Origin of the sequence: Mesorhizobium tianshanense (assembly GCF_007830515.1) — a bacterium.
GTDB classification, from domain to species: domain Bacteria; phylum Pseudomonadota; class Alphaproteobacteria; order Rhizobiales; family Rhizobiaceae; genus Mesorhizobium; species Mesorhizobium tianshanense.
The window spans coordinates 1-15324 of sequence record NZ_VLKT01000072.1 but is presented as its reverse complement, the minus strand read 5'-3'; the positions used below and the strand labels follow the sequence as shown (position 1 = coordinate 15324).

11 protein-coding genes and 9 pseudogenes are annotated in these 15324 nt (G+C 59.9%); 14 read left to right on the top strand and 6 right to left on the bottom strand.

From position 1 onward, the window contains the following. Positions 1–137: 137 nt before the first annotated feature. Positions 138–331 (bottom strand): annotated as a pseudogene (locus IQ26_RS34295) (helix-turn-helix domain-containing protein); the annotation flags it as partial. An 864-nt stretch (positions 332–1195) separates the two neighbouring features. Between IQ26_RS34295 and IQ26_RS34290 the strand changes: the two are divergent. The 3 genes and pseudogenes from IQ26_RS34290 to IQ26_RS34280 all read left to right on the top strand — a co-directional run. Then, positions 1196–1428: pseudogene (locus IQ26_RS34290) on the top strand (AAA family ATPase); the annotation flags it as partial. A gap of 399 nt (positions 1429–1827) precedes the next feature. Beyond that, complete coding sequence (locus IQ26_RS34285) at positions 1828–3081, top strand: Coenzyme F420 hydrogenase/dehydrogenase, beta subunit C-terminal domain (RefSeq protein WP_145722813.1); 1254 nt, start codon at positions 1828–1830, stop codon at positions 3079–3081. 122 nt (positions 3082–3203) lie between these two features. Continuing rightward, positions 3204–3389, top strand: a pseudogene (locus IQ26_RS34280) (transposase); the annotation flags it as partial. Positions 3390–3536: 147 nt separating this feature from the next. Here the strand turns inward: IQ26_RS34280 and IQ26_RS41850 are convergent. Continuing rightward, positions 3537–4098: pseudogene (locus IQ26_RS41850) on the bottom strand (IS110 family RNA-guided transposase); the annotation flags it as partial. 2 nt (positions 4099–4100) lie between these two features. Between IQ26_RS41850 and IQ26_RS34270 the strand changes: the two are divergent. The 4 genes from IQ26_RS34270 (at position 4101) to IQ26_RS40110 (ending at position 6260) form a co-directional block, all read left to right on the top strand. Next, a complete protein-coding gene (locus IQ26_RS34270) occupies positions 4101–4457 on the top strand; it encodes a hypothetical protein (protein ID WP_145722812.1) in 357 nt (118 codons plus the stop codon). Between the two features lie 349 nt (positions 4458–4806). Next, entirely contained in the window at positions 4807–5571 is a 765-nt protein-coding gene (locus IQ26_RS34265) for a TetR/AcrR family transcriptional regulator (RefSeq protein WP_145722811.1), read from the top strand. Positions 5572–5857: 286 nt separating this feature from the next. Beyond that, entirely contained in the window at positions 5858–6022 is a 165-nt protein-coding gene (locus tag IQ26_RS40115) for a hypothetical protein (RefSeq protein WP_208760280.1), read from the top strand. Further along, on the top strand, positions 6012–6260 hold the full coding sequence (locus tag IQ26_RS40110) for a hypothetical protein (protein WP_208760279.1): 249 nt from the start codon (positions 6012–6014) through the stop codon (positions 6258–6260). Before IQ26_RS40115 ends, IQ26_RS40110 begins: the two co-directional genes overlap by 11 nt. A gap of 331 nt (positions 6261–6591) precedes the next feature. On the opposite strand, the gene IQ26_RS34255 is transcribed toward IQ26_RS40110, so the two are convergent. From IQ26_RS34255 to IQ26_RS41710, 3 genes and pseudogenes are all read right to left on the bottom strand, one after another. Further along, positions 6592–7932: an ISNCY family transposase gene (locus tag IQ26_RS34255; RefSeq protein WP_145722819.1), complete on the bottom strand. Its 1341-nt coding sequence runs from the start codon at positions 7930–7932 to the stop codon at positions 6592–6594. A gap of 135 nt (positions 7933–8067) precedes the next feature. Next, positions 8068–8340 carry a hypothetical protein gene (locus IQ26_RS34250; protein WP_145722810.1) on the bottom strand — a complete coding sequence of 91 codons (273 nt, stop codon included), beginning with the start codon at positions 8338–8340 and terminating at the stop codon, positions 8068–8070. Continuing rightward, a pseudogene (locus IQ26_RS41710) lies at positions 8288–8593 on the bottom strand (transposase); the annotation flags it as partial. The gene IQ26_RS34250 and the pseudogene IQ26_RS41710, both read right to left, overlap by 53 nt. Before the next feature lie 475 nt (positions 8594–9068). Here IQ26_RS41710 and IQ26_RS34235 point away from each other — a divergent pair. Then, entirely contained in the window at positions 9069–9380 is a 312-nt protein-coding gene (locus IQ26_RS34235) for a 4-hydroxyphenylacetate 3-hydroxylase C-terminal domain-containing protein (protein WP_145722809.1), read from the top strand. Positions 9381–9389: 9 nt separating this feature from the next. Continuing rightward, a pseudogene (locus IQ26_RS34230) lies at positions 9390–9861 on the top strand (flavin reductase family protein). 51 nt (positions 9862–9912) lie between these two features. Here IQ26_RS34230 and IQ26_RS34225 read toward each other — a convergent pair. Continuing rightward, positions 9913–12375, bottom strand: coding sequence for a CoA transferase (locus IQ26_RS34225; RefSeq protein ID WP_145722808.1), 2463 nt, complete (start codon positions 12373–12375; stop codon positions 9913–9915). A 319-nt stretch (positions 12376–12694) separates the two neighbouring features. Here IQ26_RS34225 and IQ26_RS34220 point away from each other — a divergent pair. The 5 genes and pseudogenes from IQ26_RS34220 to IQ26_RS34200 all read left to right on the top strand — a co-directional run. Further along, positions 12695–12805 (top strand): annotated as a pseudogene (locus tag IQ26_RS34220) (IS200/IS605 family transposase); the annotation flags it as partial. Positions 12806–12831: 26 nt separating this feature from the next. Next, a pseudogene (locus tag IQ26_RS34215) lies at positions 12832–13234 on the top strand (acetoacetate--CoA ligase); the annotation flags it as partial. Between the two features lie 299 nt (positions 13235–13533). Next, a complete protein-coding gene (locus tag IQ26_RS34210) occupies positions 13534–14625 on the top strand; it encodes an IS5 family transposase (protein WP_145722807.1) in 1092 nt (363 codons plus the stop codon). Between the two features lies 1 nt (position 14626). Further along, a complete protein-coding gene (locus IQ26_RS34205) occupies positions 14627–14971 on the top strand; it encodes a hypothetical protein (protein WP_145722806.1) in 345 nt (114 codons plus the stop codon). A gap of 118 nt (positions 14972–15089) precedes the next feature. Further along, positions 15090–15324: pseudogene (locus IQ26_RS34200) on the top strand (IS110 family transposase); the annotation flags it as partial.

Sequence of the window (15324 nt, the reverse complement as noted above, 5' to 3'; positions counted from 1 at the left end):
GCGGCCAGGCAATCCATCCTTTGCGCATGTCGCACGGCTGCGTCGCCAGATAGACGCGCACCCCGGTGCCGGCGCAATCATGCCGCCGCCTTCCTGGTACCCGCCGCAGCGCCGCCTCGCTGACCTCGTCTACGCGCATGCGCATCGAGGCTTGAACCCCGCCGCCTCCTTGAGGTCGCGGCGTTCGCTCCCCGATCTTCGCCCGCGCGATCCACCGGATCGCACTCGATATCCCGACCCCGAACCGCGCCGCAGCCTGCCGTGCGGACATGCCATCCGTCGAAGCCTTCAAGACCCGAGATCGAAGATCGTCGCTCACTGCCCTTGCCATCGTCCACCTCATCAAAGTGGACGTTGAATCAGCCAAACAGTCCGGCGTCACATCACGATCGATTGATCGATCCCCGGACGTGCTCTAAGTCCCTGGTTGATCTAGGGGGCTGACCGCGGCGGTTCTAACGGACAGGCAATGGACAGTGCTCGCATCCATAGCGGAGCCTCGTCGACGCGCGGCAACGCAATCCTCTGCAAGGATGGGTGAAGTAGCGGTCCGTGCCCCGCCGAATACTCTACAGTCTTTGGAGAGACCGCCATCTGGATTGTCGACGAGAACGACCGAATCGTGAAGGAAGGGCGAACAGCGAGTGAGTCGCAAGCGAGTCTTGGCTCTTTAACGAGCTTGTCGTAGGCATCCCATCGTGACGACCCACAATTTCTGGAAGTGACGCTGATTGATCGGTTCAATTCACTTGCCACGAACCTAGGCCTGAAACGAATGCCTCCCCCCTTTGACCCTCGATTACCAAAAGGTGGATAGTTCGCCGTCTTACCGGGCATACGCCTGCGGCATTTCCATTCAATATATAGTTTCCTGAACAGCCCCGCTGTTCACGGGAAGAAGAGTCTTTCTCCAGCCGTTGCGGCTCTCTGGCGAGGTCGGCGTAAAGCCGTCGCAGTCACGCTATCCAACATCGTCTGTCGGGTTTGTCGGTTCCGGAACACAACTTGTTTAGCCAATTTCTTGTTTTGCCTCGCGCTAATAGCGGAAAACCAATCACAAATTTCTTCTTCGGTCCGATCAGCCAAGTTGGCACGAGTCTTGAAACCCTTTGGGTGTGAGGCGCGAGAGCTGCCAACCGGCATTCGTGTCGCGGGCAGCCGCGATCGATGGAACGAAGGAAGGAAAGAAAGCTACATGTCAGGTCTGCGTCAGATCGCATTCTACGGCAAGGGGGCATCGGCAAGTCCACCACCTCCCAAAATACGCTCGCCGCACTTGTCGACCTCGGGCAGAAGATCCTCATCGTCGACTACGACCCCAAAGCCGACTCCACCCGCCTGATCCTGAACTCGAAGGCGCAGGATACGGTCCTGCACCTCGCGGCAAAGGAAGGTTCGGTGGAAGATCTCGAACTCGAGGAGGTGCTGCCTCAACCTTCGCTCCTTTCGGTCGCGGTAGAGGAGTGGGGTAATGATTCTGTCTCTGTTACATACCGCAAAAGCTACTGCCGAATTCGGTTTCCCATCTGCGCCGTGACAATTATTCATTCCGCATAGGGAGGTTTCGAACTCGGCATTTGTTTCGCATATAGGCCCTCGTTGCCGGTGATGCCGATGGGGTGGTCGCGATGGCATCAATAAATCGATCTGCACTCACCAACCAAAACTGGCCGGGCTTGGACGGCCCTATGCGATGGCGTTTCCTCGCGCTTGGGTCGTTCAATCACTTTTTGATTCCGGCGCTGTTGACTGCCGTCTGCATTGTCCTCTCTGGAACTTTGCGGCTCGTCACCCAATTCCGACCACAGTTCCACAAGGATACAAGCAATGACACCTGAAGAAGGTTTCCGAGCGATCACCGATCAGCATATGTGTACTTCCTGCGGATTGTGCGCCAGCCTAATGGGACCGCACAAAATCGGGATGGCGGTGTCGGACCACAAGGAATTGCGTCCTTGTGTCGTGGGAACCCTAACGAACAATGATTTAGCCAAGATCGAACGGATTTGCCCAGGGCTCCGGGTCGAAGGGCCTGAGCCGCAAGTCACGTCTGCCAACGGAGAAAAGACAGATCGCGTCTGGGGCCCGTACCTTCGGATGGCGCATGCCCATGCGGGTAATCCGTTGCATCGGTGGGAAGGTTCGACAGGCGGCGTACTAACTGCGCTGGCGACGATGTTGTTGAAGAGTGGCAAAGTTGCGTTTGTTCTCCATGTAAAAGCGTCGGACAGCCATCCAACATTCGGCGTATCGACGATGAGCTTTAGCGAAGCAGATGTTTTGAAGGCCGCAGGTTCTCGTTATGGGCCTACCGCACCACTCACTAGCCTTGCTCAAGCTTTGGAGATGGATCTGCCCTTCGCCTTTATCGGCAGGCCCTGCGACGTTTCGGCAATTGCCAATCTAGCGGAATTCGATGAGAGAGTAGGTCATCTGATTGTCTTCCGCCTGACCTTTGTCTGCGGCGGTCTAATCCCGTCCCTCGACGTCGACCGGATGATTGCCCGCGCAGGTGTTGATCCCGATCAAGTCGTCTCGATGCGATACAGGGGGCGCGGTTGCCCCGGACCGACCACCATACTCACCGCCAACGGCAAGACAGTCGACAAACGGTACACGGATTTCCTCACCACCGATGGCAAATCTTGGCCGATGCACTTCAGATGCAAAATCTGCCCCGATGGCATAGGCGAAAGAGCGGATCTCGCGGTCTCGGATACCTGGCCGGGCGGAGTGCCCGACCCGACGATTGAGGACGGCGATCCCGGGACGAATGCCCTGATCATTCGCACTCCGAAGGGACTAGGGCTAGTGCAGGACGCGGATGCGGCCAGGTTTCTAACTCTTGGAAACGACATCGGGCCGGAGGATCTGAACCTGTATCAACCCCATCAGCGGGACAAGAAATATGCAGCTTGGGCACGCATAAATGGGCTTCGCTGCGCCGGCAAGCTGTTCCCACGCACCAAGCGTCTTCGGCTGCGCGACTTGGCAAATCGGATGCCGTGTGAATTCAATGCAGAACAATCCCGGGGGGCCAAGGCCCGCGCCCAGGCTCTCGTGCCAGAGCGTGTCCGGTAGTCGAATGCCAACGCCACCTTACTCAGTGCACCGGTTCTTTCGACCTCCTTTCTCGGACCGGAAAGTGCGGGAGGAAGGATGAGGGGCGACGTCTCTGCACGAGCCAAAGGTGTTGGTCTCACGCTGATCGATGCCGCAAGCATTCTGTCAGCGATGCCTCGATCTACAAATGGAAAGCGAAGTTCCGGGGCACGTCTCCGAGGCAAAGCGCCTGAAGAGCCGGGGGGCGAGAACACGCGTCTGAAGCGGCTCTTGCTGACGCCATGCTGGACAATGCAGCTTTGAAGGATCTCCTGGGAAAGAATGTATGGTCCGCCCCGTCCGGGCAAGGTGTCGCGACATCGCGAATGACGATTTTCAGTTGCATAAATGTATCCGGCCTCTCGCGAGTGGATTGATGAGATCCGCGCGCGCCGTTCCCAATAAATGGTTCGGGCACAAAGCCCGCTTTTTTGCCGGTTGCCGCGTTTGCTGATGGCCAGCAACGTCTGTTTTCCTCCGGTCGAGTATTGCCTGGGCACCAAACCCAGCCATGGCGCCAGATCGCGGGCTGTGCGGAATAGCGGCGAGCAATGCAGTCGCATCTAATGCGCCGATACCAGGGATTGCCATCAGTCGGCGTGCGACGTCTCCTTCGTCACTTGGCGGATACGCTCTTCAAGGCGAGAGAAATCGGCGTATAAATCGCCCAGCAGCCGGCGCATTGCCGGCGATAAATCGTTCTCCTCGTCATTCATAGCGTGCGGCAGATCAAGTTTGAACAACCCAGCGGCCTTGGCGCAAAGGGACACCCTATTCGAGGCAGAAAGCCCACATCTGGTTGATCAGGCGCGTCCTCGAGCCGATCATCTGGTCACGGATCCGGTGTAGCGCTTGAAGATCGACCTGATCAGTTTCCTTCACCGTGACGAAGCGCATTGTCGGCCGCGTTGTAGCCTCCGCGATCGCTTCAGCATCGATGATGTCGTTCTCGTTTGACTTCACATAGGGCTTAACGCAGCGATTATCAACGAGCCGATTTGAACGAGACCAAGCAGCAGGCGTCGCTTTTGCCGACGGCCGCGCCTCACGTGCGGCTGGTGCGAGGCTCAGAATATCTCGTAAATAGCTTTAGCCGCCTTCGATTGTATATCAACAGTCGAACGAATGCACCTGAATTGTTACAGAAAGTTTACCGTCAAAAGAAACTATTGCACGGCGGCAATTTAAGATTTAAAAATAAGTTCTTCCTGAAATTTCCTGCCACTGCTATTCTTCTTGTCCATAAGCTCAGTCTGGCTTGGCGACCAGTCCGATATCATCGCGGAGTGTCGCTGGCTTATTGTGGAGGATTTGATGCGGGACCGGCATCGCCTGAACCAAGAACTCCTCGCTGATCCCGTCGAGAGCTGGATATATGTTTCTGCGAGATGAGGCCCAGCCGAGAGGCCTCCAATACGCTTACTGGAGCCCTTGTCTGACGCTCCCTCCCACGTCAGCCGCCTGATCATCGAGGAGCCCGACGAACTCGGACGCGTCATGGTCGTCAATGATGGGGCCAATAGCGTGGACCCTGGGTGCTTTGGCCAGTCGATCGCCATTAGCGAGCAGGTGATGGAGCATTCAGGCACGACCTCAAACGTGCTACGAGTTTGCGCTTCGTGGCCATCAATGGCCTCGGACGGAAAATTGGCGCGGCCACGACATTGAAATTTGCAGCTCAGGTAGAAAACCGTCTGGAGGGCTATGCCAAAAATCATTGATGTGGAGCTGACCCGACTTCGTATTGCTAAGGCAGCGGGTAAGGCGATAGCGGGGAAGGGCATTTCCGCAGTTACGATGATCGATATCGCCAACGCGGCCGGCGTAACGACAGGAATGATCACCCACTACTTCGAAGGCAAGGCGGACATTATCGCAGCTGCCTTGCGCGTCCTTTTTCTTAACATGGAACGCAAGATCGCACATCTGCTGGAAAAAGGAGAAACAGATCTTGCGACCCTGCTTGGCGCGGCGATACCGACGTCGAAATCTCAGTGTGAGGATAGCGTAATCTGGGTGAATTTCTGGGGAGTCATTGCCACCGATCCTGAATTCCGTAATCTCAATGCCGCGCTGCATCGCGAGGGAAAGAAAATCTATGACCGAGTGATCTGGACAGCTTGGCCGGAGAGTGAAGAGTGGTCAACGGACGTCTTCGAGACCGCAGTGCGGGCGATTGTTACATTTCTCTTCGGGCTGAGCGCGGGCGGCGTGACAAATCGTGCCGTCTGGACAACTTCCGTTCAGCGCTCACAATTAGAGCTGCATTTGCGCATGGTTCGCTATTGGGCACGACAACAAGCGCTTATGAGTTGCGGATGGGAATTGGACTCGGGAGCAAATAATTCTGTTCATGTGTCTATGGAGGGCCTGGAACTCGGCTCGCCGCGAAGGCGTACATCTTCATATTCTGCAGTGTGCCCCTCCTCATTGTTCCTTTCCTCTTTTACTACGGTCTGCCACGGGTGACCTGGTTGCGAGGAATCTGTTTTGGGATCTGGTCTTAATCTCACCGTTCCTGACCGCAGTCTTCGTCCTGACCATTAACAACACCGCGTATCTCGGGAGATGATCCGAGGTGGCCTCAGGATGGTGCCTGCAGGACTGTTAGAAGCCGCCGCTGCGGTTGGCATGACAAAAACGAGTGTGTTTTTGTGGGTCCATGCTCCACTTGCACTTCGCTCCATCCTCGCCATAAATTTGGACGCGGACGAAGTTCAAGGGAACCGCCGCGCTCAAAAAGAAGATTGATCCGATGCGGATGCCCATCGAGAAGGAGAGCTTCCGCTGGCTGGAGAATATGCGCCAGTCGATCGCGCTGTTCGGCGATCCCGCGCGATGCATCCACGTCGGCGATCGCGAGCGCGACATCTACTACCCATTTCCTGGTGAGGACTTGCGTCGATCGCTTGGCGGGTGATGGCGAGCACACGATCGCCGCGGAGATGAACGAGGAAGAGATCAGCGGGCTGCATGAGGTCGAGGTTCGCGATGCCAAGGGCAAGCCTGATACCGTCGCGGTCGAGATCAAATACCGCCGCATCCATGTCCTGCCGCCGATCGGCAGCAGAAGCGCTATCCCGCGCTCGACCTCACGGTGCTGTACGCCCAGGAGCGTGAGGAACCAAAGCATCGGCCAAGGGTCGACTGGAAGCTGATCACCAATCTGCCCGAGCATACCCACGACGACGCCATCGGGAAGCTCGACTGGTACGGCTGGCGAGACGGTTTGTGCTGTAGCTCACCGATATGCACTCTCCCCCGCAGCAACTGTTTGCCTGGCGCCGAGCTGCCCGTCAGCCCTAGCTAGTTTCCGTCCATAAACGTGCGTATTTCGGTGCGTTTACAATGGGTTGCGCGCGATTGAAAGCGCCTTGACGGGTGCGGACGGGTCGAAGAGTGCTGTTTGTCGCCAAAATAGTGTCACCGGCGCGTGCGGTGGCGGCCGGCATGGGTCGGCGCGGGGCAACCTGCGATCCCGGGGGCAGTTCAGGTCGGCTTGAGGCGGGTGAAGATGACGAGGTTGTAGGCCACGACCGAGGACCAGACGTAGGTCTTGAAGTGATCGAGGCCGCGCCAAGTGCAACGCGCCAAACCGTAAGCACGCTTGAGGCATGAAATGCCGGCCTCGATGCCGGCGCGGAAGTTGCGCAGCTTGCGATAGACCCACTTGCTTCTGACCATGTCCTCGATCCTCAGGCCAGCTTTCTTGTGGAAGGCCATGTCGCAAACGCCCCACGCTTTCGCCGTGGCCAGGTTGGCGCGAGTGGCGAAGCCACCGTCGGCGGCCGCCTGCCGTGGTGGCTGACCATAGAGGGCGATGTGGCGCAAAAGCATCGGCAGCAAGCGGTCGCTGTCAGCTGGGTTGCCTGCTTCGATCATCAGATCGAGGATCATGCCGCTCCTGCCGGTGGTGAGGTTGAGCTTGTGGCCGTATTCGGTATCGCGGCTGCCTTTGACGATGATATCGGCATGCTCTTCGAACAGGCTGACCAACTTCTCGCCGGCGGGCACCGGCTCGCCGGCCAACACCCGCCGCTCGCTCTGTCTGATGATCCGTTCGACCAGCGGCCGATAATGGCGAACCTGGATCTGCCACAGGGCTATGGACGGTGTGCTCGCCACGGCCAAACGCTTGCTCGCCTGCTCCAGATAGGCCAAGGTCGCACGGGTGATTGCGATCAGCTCGCGGTAGAGTTGGACCCGGTTGGGTCGACCGCGCGTGAACTGGATTTTGCGAGCCCGCTTCTTGGCTGCGCGGCAGTGATCGCGCCATGCCATGCTGGTGCCGCCAATCAAGACATCAGCTCGCTTCAGAAGGCGCACCATGACCCGCACGGCATCCCAAAGCAGGCTGCTGTCACTCGGCTCGTGCATGAGTGCCGAGGTCACGGTGCTGTCCAGCCGCACCACCGCGCCGTCTTCGAGCTTCGCCTGTCGAGCGCTCGACAGCAGTACCCGATTGATCTCTTCCCAGGTCTCGGGCCGGATCGCGCTGATCGTCTTTTGCAGCGCCGACTTCTGGGGGCTCCATGACAATGGTAGGCGGGCAAAGGCGCGAAACGAGGCAGAGTCCTCAAGATGGAACGCCAGCTCCTGATAGCTCAACTGCCGGTATTGCTTGAGAAGCGCGCAACGCAGCACTGCTTCAGCAGGCAGGCCTTGCCGTACGGTAGCCTTGACACCGACCCGGACCAAATCGCGCGCCACCAAGCCAAGCAGATCGCGATGCTCGTCCAGCCAGCGCGACATTGCCTCCAGTTCGCGTCCGATCTCGTGCGTGGCGAAAACATCGAATATACTCGCTTGGACGGTGCGTTCTTGGCGCATTGTCGGCTCCGGCGGTGGCAGGACTTTGGAATCAGTGGCATGATCCAAGATACCTGAAACCGCCGGGCCTTGCTCGCGCAAAGCTACGATTCACTCAATAGAATCAATCGCTTGCTGTTTATGGACGGAAACTAGCTAGGCGGAGGCGACGGCATCATAATCCCTGTTCGCTCCTGCGGGGGTTGCAGCTTGCCGGAACCGGTGGCGCAGCGCCCAGCACGACCATGGAAGGCGGAAGGCGGTCCGCGACGCCGGCGTGTCGAGCGAGATTATGTGGCGGAGTCGCGCAGATGCCGTCGGCCCGATCACAACGTCGCCTTCAGTGCCCCGAATGACAGCCGCCACCGTCTTCGCGTCAGCGCCCCGGCCGACCCGCATGGCAATGCCGTCGATCTCGAGCTCGATCACGCCCGTCTCTCGGGCCGCCTGCCGCGATTGTCGCTGGCGCTTCGTCGCCAGCGCCGCAGAGGCTCTGATACCACTGCCGGGACGAGGATTGCGGTGGCGCGGCTTCCGGCGTCAACCGGCCCGACCGCCGTGCTGCGCGAGGCCAGGTGAACAGTTGTTGCGGCGATAAGGCATATCGGCGCGCGACGGCGCACACCGTCTCACCCGCTTCATAGCTCCTGGCCACGATCCGCGCGTTCGCCTCAGCAGTCCATTCACGCGGCCGTCCTGTGCCGGTGAACGCCTCGACCGGCGCACCGGTTCTAGATCGTTAAACTTAAACTTGGGCTCTGAAATCGTCATATATCCAAGCCCCCCAAAGGCTCCGGCTCCGACCATCGCCCCTCAGACTGATCGCCGAAAGGTGCCCCCGTAACACCGGTTACGCAACAGCCGCGACTGGCAGCAGCTCGTCGAGATGTGCCGCGTCGTCGATACCGTGCTGATCGACCAGGAGACGGTCTATGCACCGCGACAGGGCAATGACCGATTGCTGCTGGGATTGAAGGCCGTCTTAATGAGTACGAGCTCGATCTTCTGCGCCAGCGTTCGCTCTCGGCCCGCTACGACAAGGCCCGCCTTGCACTGACAGATTGGGCCGTCAGCAAAGGCTTCAGCCACACCAAGAATCATGAGTAGTTTCAAGTCGGATTCACCGCTGGAGCGATCTACAGTGGCAAAACAACGCTATGGCCTGCCATCTAAAGCCCTATCTGGAGAAATATCTTCGCGGTTCAGACGGGCGCAGCGTCTATGACCGATCCAAGACCATGAAGCTACTTTGGGATGCAATCGGCAGCGAGTTCGGAGCCCGGCACGAACTCGACGAGTTGAACTATTTCGGTCAGCCCGAGGTCAGCCACCTCTACGCTGTACAGAACTCCCGGACCGATCACGCGCCGGCGCTGGTCGAGGCCTGCATGAATGAGTACGACCTCTCCGGCTGGACGGTGGACGACATGTTTAATCCCGGTGACGTCTCGACTGTCCGGCGTGCGTGAGGCTGATCCATGGCACCTGTGTCCAGTGATGCGTTCCGGAATGCCATGTCTAAGGTCTGTGGCTCGGTCAACCCGATCACGACGGTGGGCGCGGCCGGCCGCGGCGGTTTCATCGCCACCGCCATGTGCAGCGTGGCGGACGATCCGCCAAAGCTGCTTGTTTGCATCAATCAGAAATCGCGCCAGAGCGACACGTTTATCAGCAACGCCTGTTCTGTGTGAGGCGGACCAGGAGCTGGCGCAGATCTTCGCCGACACGGAAGCTCGCTACGCTGCCGGTGAATGGCAGGAGCTCAGCACAGGCGCGCCGATGCTAAAGCGGGCTATCGCAGCGTGCGACTGTGAGATCGTCGACCGCTACGAGATCGGAACGCATCACATCCTGATCGGTCGCATCATCGATCAGATGGTGCAGGAGGGGATGCGCTCGCTGCTCTCCTTCGATCGGCGCTTCGGCAGCTTCACCGCGCTTGATGGCTGACACGCGCTCGCAACTCCATCGCGACGGCGGATCGGCCCGGTCTGCCAGATCTCAGTCCGGCAGATATTTCTCCGACCAGCTGGTCCCGGCCACGCCTTCCGCGATCATGGCGTCAATCTCGCTGCCTGAATAGCCCAGGCGCCCGAGAACCGACCGCGTGTGGTCGCCATATTTCGGCATCGGGCCCGGTATCGTGATCTTGCCGTTTCGCGGCCGCACCGCATTCGGCGGCACGAGGTCGACCCAACGCCCCATCGGGTGCGTTTCATGACGGACGACCCGGTAGGTCGCCTGCGAGATGTCGATATCGCCATCGCTCTCGCGGACGAGCGCAGCATCGTGTGTCTTCTTAAGCGATCCGAGCGGCACGGCCGAACTCTTGCCTTTGATGTGTCCGCGCCAGAACATCGCGGGGCGGCTCCTGAAGCGTTCCGCAAGTTTCGGCTTCAACTCCGTTTCCGGAAGCTGCGCAAGGTCCGCCAGCTCCGGAACCCGTGCAAGCGCGCCAAAACGCTCGGTCGGGGCAGCAAAGAAGATCCAGCCGTCGGAAGCCTCGTAGCAGTGGTAGAAAGGTCCCCAGCCGATCACGTGGCGTCCTGAAGGTTCGTCGAACGGCGCCCTGCCCGCGTAGTCGTACATGAACTGCGCCTGTATCAGATTGCCGGCGGCGGCCAGCGAAGCACGCGCCACGCCGCCTTTGCCAGTGTCCTGCCTGCGAAGCAGTGCGGCGCCGAGCGCGACGCAGCCGCAGAAGCCGCCGAGCACGTCGATCGTGCCGAAATGCGCGTGCTCCTCCGGCGTCTGCATGCCGCCACCGAAGCGCATCATGACGCCGGTTGCCGCCTGAACGGTGTCGTCATAGCCGAGATGATCGGATTTCGGCCCCCGTCGTAGCCCGCCCCAGGCATCGAACTGGACCATGATGAGCCGCGGATTGATCGCGGCAAGCCGGTCCGCAGTGAGGTTGAGCCGGGCGCATTGCGCGTCGGTTGCGTTGACGGTGACGACATCGACCTCTTCCAGGAGCCGGTGCAGCACTTCCTGTCCCGCCTCGCTGCGAAGGTTGACGAGGATGCTTTCCTTTCCGCGCTGCGCCTGCAGACCGCAGATCACGGTATTCAAGGGATCCACCGAGGGATCGACGGGCTGTAGCGTGGTGACCTGGGCGCCGTAGCGCACGAGCGTCGATCCAATAGTCGGGCCGGCGATGACATTGGTCAGGTCGAGGACCTTCAAGCCGTCGAGCCAGCCGTCTCGCCCTTCCTTGCCGCCGCCTTTACGAACAGGCTCGGAGAGCAGCCTTTGCAGGTCGGCCGGCATGAGGCCGCGCTTGTCGGCGGCGCCCGTATCATCGACCAGCCACGCCACATTGCCCATCTGGTGCATCCGCCCGCGGCGGGCATCCTCGACTTCTAAGATGAGCCCCGAGGCAAGTGCATGGGGGTCAGCTAGCCACTCCTCCGAGAAACGCTGCGCCGTGGCGGGCGCGCGCGCCGCGCCGAACAGAGCCTCCCACTCGTGCGATGGCTTAGTCAGGAACGCTTGCTTCATCGCGGCTGAAATGCGGTGCCTGTCGCTAGGCCCGACGGGATAGGCACGCTGCGTCCACTCGGAAGGCCAGTCCGTAACGTCGAGGTAGGCGGAAAAATCCGGCAGGCCCTCCGCAAGTTCGGTCAGTCCCAAGACCTCCAGCGTCCGCTTGGGGTGGCCCGAGATCGAATTCGACACGACGTAGAAGCCGCGGCCATCCGAGCAGGTGTAGGTTCGGTAAAACGGGTCGAGAAACTCCGACAACTCGCTGAATTGAAGATTGAGCGGCATGTTATCCCTCAGCCTGCGCTCCAGTTCCAGTTCGCGCGGCGACTTGTAGCGATCGGGGAGATTCTCCATCTCGAGGCAATTGTAAACCAATCCCTCGAGCAAGGCGGAGGCGAGCGGCACTTCGATTGTATCGCCGCCGTTCCTGTCTCGGGCGTACAGCGCGAAAAGCACCGCATGGGCGCCGAAGCTGGCGCCATAAGCCGAGGCGAGCGTCAGAGGCGAGAAGGACGGGTTGATCCCCATGAGGCGGCGATTGAGGCCCATGTCGGTGAACTGCCCGGTATAGGCGGCGATCACGGCCTCCCACGCGGCGAGATCGCGAAGCGCGGGATCGGTGGAGGCGAAGCCGGGCAGCGAAAGATAGATCAACCCGTCGTTCGCCGCGCGCAGCACGTCGGCACTAAGTCCCAGGCGTTGCATCACTCCGGGGCGGAAGTTCTCGATAACAACATCCGCACGCCGTGCCAGTTCGATGGCGGTGGCCCGACCCTCCTTCGACTTCAGGTCGAGGGTCAGGCACTGCTTGCCGCGGGAGATCATGTCAAAGGCCGGATCGTCGAAGGCAATGCCGTCGGGCGGATCGATCCGGATGACCTCGGCGCCCAGGTCGGCGAGCATCAAGCCGACGAGCGGGCCTGCGAGATACTGCCCGAAGTCGAGCACCCGCACATTCGAAAGGGGTCTTGTCGTCATCAACTCACTACCTCCGCAAAGTTTGCAGTTCAAGAATCCGTTGCTTTAGGTTCTGGTCAGAACTTCTTGGTTTTCTTAGTATTCGGTAGGGCGCGTAACATGATCCATTGCTTTCTCCAGTCACATAGTTGTGCGGAGAACGCTACCCGTTTTCTCTTGGAGACGGTTTGAATTTTCGGAGAATTATTGTGGCGTTAATATGAACCTCTCGTATTTCAGAATACATCTTCACTTCGAATTCAGAGTCCCCGATGGGGGGCAGAAAACCCCACGCCTTTAGGCGGCTGGGATCGCGGCGCTTCCAGTGTAGATTGGCTGGATGGAAGCGTACAAGCGTGGCGGCCACACGATTTGGGACTGCAAGTATCATCTGGTCTGGGTAACGAAGTACCGCTACTTGCTTGGCGGTGACGTTGGGAACCGGTGGCGTGCCGAAGTGCTCGCCGCCTCGCTCGCCGACATGGCGGCCTGATCATACGGCCGTTCGCATGCGACCCTCAATCCCGGCGGCGCATCGGCACAGCCGAGATCTACAACCGGGTCGAGCAGCTCGATGAGGTGCGGAAGCGATCTGCATCAGCCAAAACTGGGACCACGACGTACGCGTCATCCTCTTCGTCCGCTCGCGCCCGGGCTCACGCCCGACGAAGTGCTCGAAAAGAAGATCAAGACCAAAATCCGCACCGGCGCCTCGCAGGTGCCGGCAAAGGTGTGATACAGGTCGCCGATACCCGGCACAAAGTCTGGCGAGATCGTCGAACTCGAGGTGGTCCACCGCCGACAGGTGAAGAACAAGGAAGCGCTGGCCACTCCGGAGGCGCTGGAGCTTTATGCGAGGCCCGACGCTTTAGCGCTGTGAGTGGCCGCCCGTTCAAACCATATGTCTCTGTCAACTAGATACGCCCCAGGTCGTCGCTTTGCTCTGAACACGGATGAGATTGACCTACTTCGACCAGCCGGACCGAGCAATTGCACGTTACTCAAGATGATCCGCCACGGAGCTCGGCAATGCCGGACCAGATCGCGGCAACTGTTCAGTACGACAGACTTGAGGAAAAGGAAATTCTTGGTCTGGAACCTAGCAGGCTGTTGAAAAAGGCACTCGCCACCGGACCGCAGCGGTGATTCACTGTTTCCGAAGGGATTCGGAGGTGACGAGTGCGCGGCGGCGACGATCGAACTGGCGAACTGTTCAGCTATGTTGACCTTGAGGCGCGGGTGCGGCGCAATCATCCGTTGCGGGCGATCCGGTTAATCGTGAGCGAGGCGCTGTCGGCGCTGGAGCGGGACTTCGCAGCGCTGTATTCGCCGATCGGACGGCCATCGATCCCGCCGGAGAAGCTGCTCAGGGCGATGCTGTTGCAGGCGTTCTATTCGATCCGCTCGGAGCGGCTGTTGATGGAGCGGCTGGAATACGACCTTCTGTTCCGCTGGTTCGTCGGGATTGGCGTTGACGATGCGGCCTGGGATCATTCTGTGTTCTCCAAGAACCGCGAGCGGTTGCTGGAGGGCGACATCGCCGCAAAGTTCCTGAGCGCAGTGCTGGCGCAGCCCAAGGTCAAGAGGCTTCTGTCGACGGATCACTTCTCGGTCGACGGGACGCTGATCGAGGCCTGGGCGTCGATGAAGAGCGTCAAGCCGAAAGACGGCTCGGGCGAGCCGCCGACTCAAGGCGGCGGGCGCAACGCCGAAGCGGACTTCCATGGCCAGAAGCGGTCGAACGATACGCATGCCTCGACCACCGATCCTGATGCCAGGCTCTATCGCAAGGGTAAAGGCAAGGAGACGAAGCTGTGCTTCATCGGGCATGGGTTGATGGAGAATCGCCACGGCCTGCTGGTCGGTGCCTGCCTGACGCTGGCCGACGGTCATGCCGAGCGAGTGGCGGCCTTGCACATGATCGAGCCGCGCGCCGACCGGCCGCGGGCGATCACGCTTGGCGCCGACAAGGCCTATGACGCGGAGGACTTCATCAATGAGTTGCGTTCGATGAGGGTGACGCCGCATGTAGCGCAGAACACGAACGGCCGTAGTTCGGCCATCGACGGGCGCACCACCCGGCATAGCGGCTATGCTGTCAGCCAGCGTATTCGCAAGCGCATCGAAGAGGCGTTCGGCTGGATCAAGACGGTTGCCGGTCAGCGCCAAACCAAGTTCCGCGGCCGGGACCGCGTCGGATGGGGCTTCACCTTCGCTGCCGCCGCCTACAATCTGGTGCGGCTGCCGAAGCTCGTCGCTGGGACCAGCTGACATGGCCAAGGTTCCAGCCATCGCCAAGGCCTTTGCCGGTCACTGGCGCATCGTCGAAATGGATGTCTGGGACAACGATTTCCTCGATCTCGTCGAAGAGGCGCATCTGACGTTCAAAGGCGCGGCGGACGGCGAGATCGGCTTCGGCGCCCTCAAAGGTTTCCTTGATGTCCGCTACGGCGCGCGAGACGGCTCGGCCTGCGCGGAATTCTCGTGGGAGGGTCACGACGAAAGCGATCCCGCCTGCGGTCGCGGATGGGCGATGATCGGCACCGCGGGTCGCCTCGTCGGCCACTTCTACATCCACAATGCCGACGATTCAGGCTTCGTCTGCGAGCGCGCCTGACTTCTTCAACAGATGGGGTGATTGGGGTCTCGCCCGAGCCAAATTGAGGGCGGCTGCTCCTGTCGAGATGTGAGAACGTGGTCGATGTAGATCGCCACAAACATCAGGAGGAGCAGCCATGAAGTATTTTGCCGGACTTGACGTGTCTTTGGAAGAGACCGCCATCTGCGTCGTCGACGAGAGCGGCCGGATTGTGAAGGAAGGGCGGGTGGCGAGTGAGCCGAGGGCGCTTTATGAGGCCTTGCGGAAAATCGATCTGCCGCTGGACCGCATCGGGCTCGAAGCCTGCTCGCTGGCGGCCTGGCTTTATGACGGTATTCGCGCCGAAGGATTGCCGGCCATTTGCATCGAGA

Bases quoted from the DNA above. Each gene is read 5' to 3' on its own strand.
- IQ26_RS34225 (WP_145722808.1), bottom strand. From the start codon at position 12,375: ATGACGACAAGACCCCTTTCGAATGTGCGGGTGCTCGACTTCGGGCAG.
- IQ26_RS34285 (WP_145722813.1), top strand. From the start codon at position 1,828: ATGACACCTGAAGAAGGTTTCCGAGCGATCACCGATCAGCATATGTGT.
- IQ26_RS40115 (WP_208760280.1), top strand. From the start codon at position 5,858: ATGCGGATGCCCATCGAGAAGGAGAGCTTCCGCTGGCTGGAGAATATG.
- IQ26_RS34255 (WP_145722819.1), bottom strand. From the start codon at position 7,932: ATGCGCCAAGAACGCACCGTCCAAGCGAGTATATTCGATGTTTTCGCC.
- IQ26_RS34235 (WP_145722809.1), top strand. From the start codon at position 9,069: ATGGCCTGCCATCTAAAGCCCTATCTGGAGAAATATCTTCGCGGTTCA.
- IQ26_RS34265 (WP_145722811.1), top strand. From the start codon at position 4,807: ATGCCAAAAATCATTGATGTGGAGCTGACCCGACTTCGTATTGCTAAG.
- IQ26_RS34205 (WP_145722806.1), top strand. From the start codon at position 14,627: ATGGCCAAGGTTCCAGCCATCGCCAAGGCCTTTGCCGGTCACTGGCGC.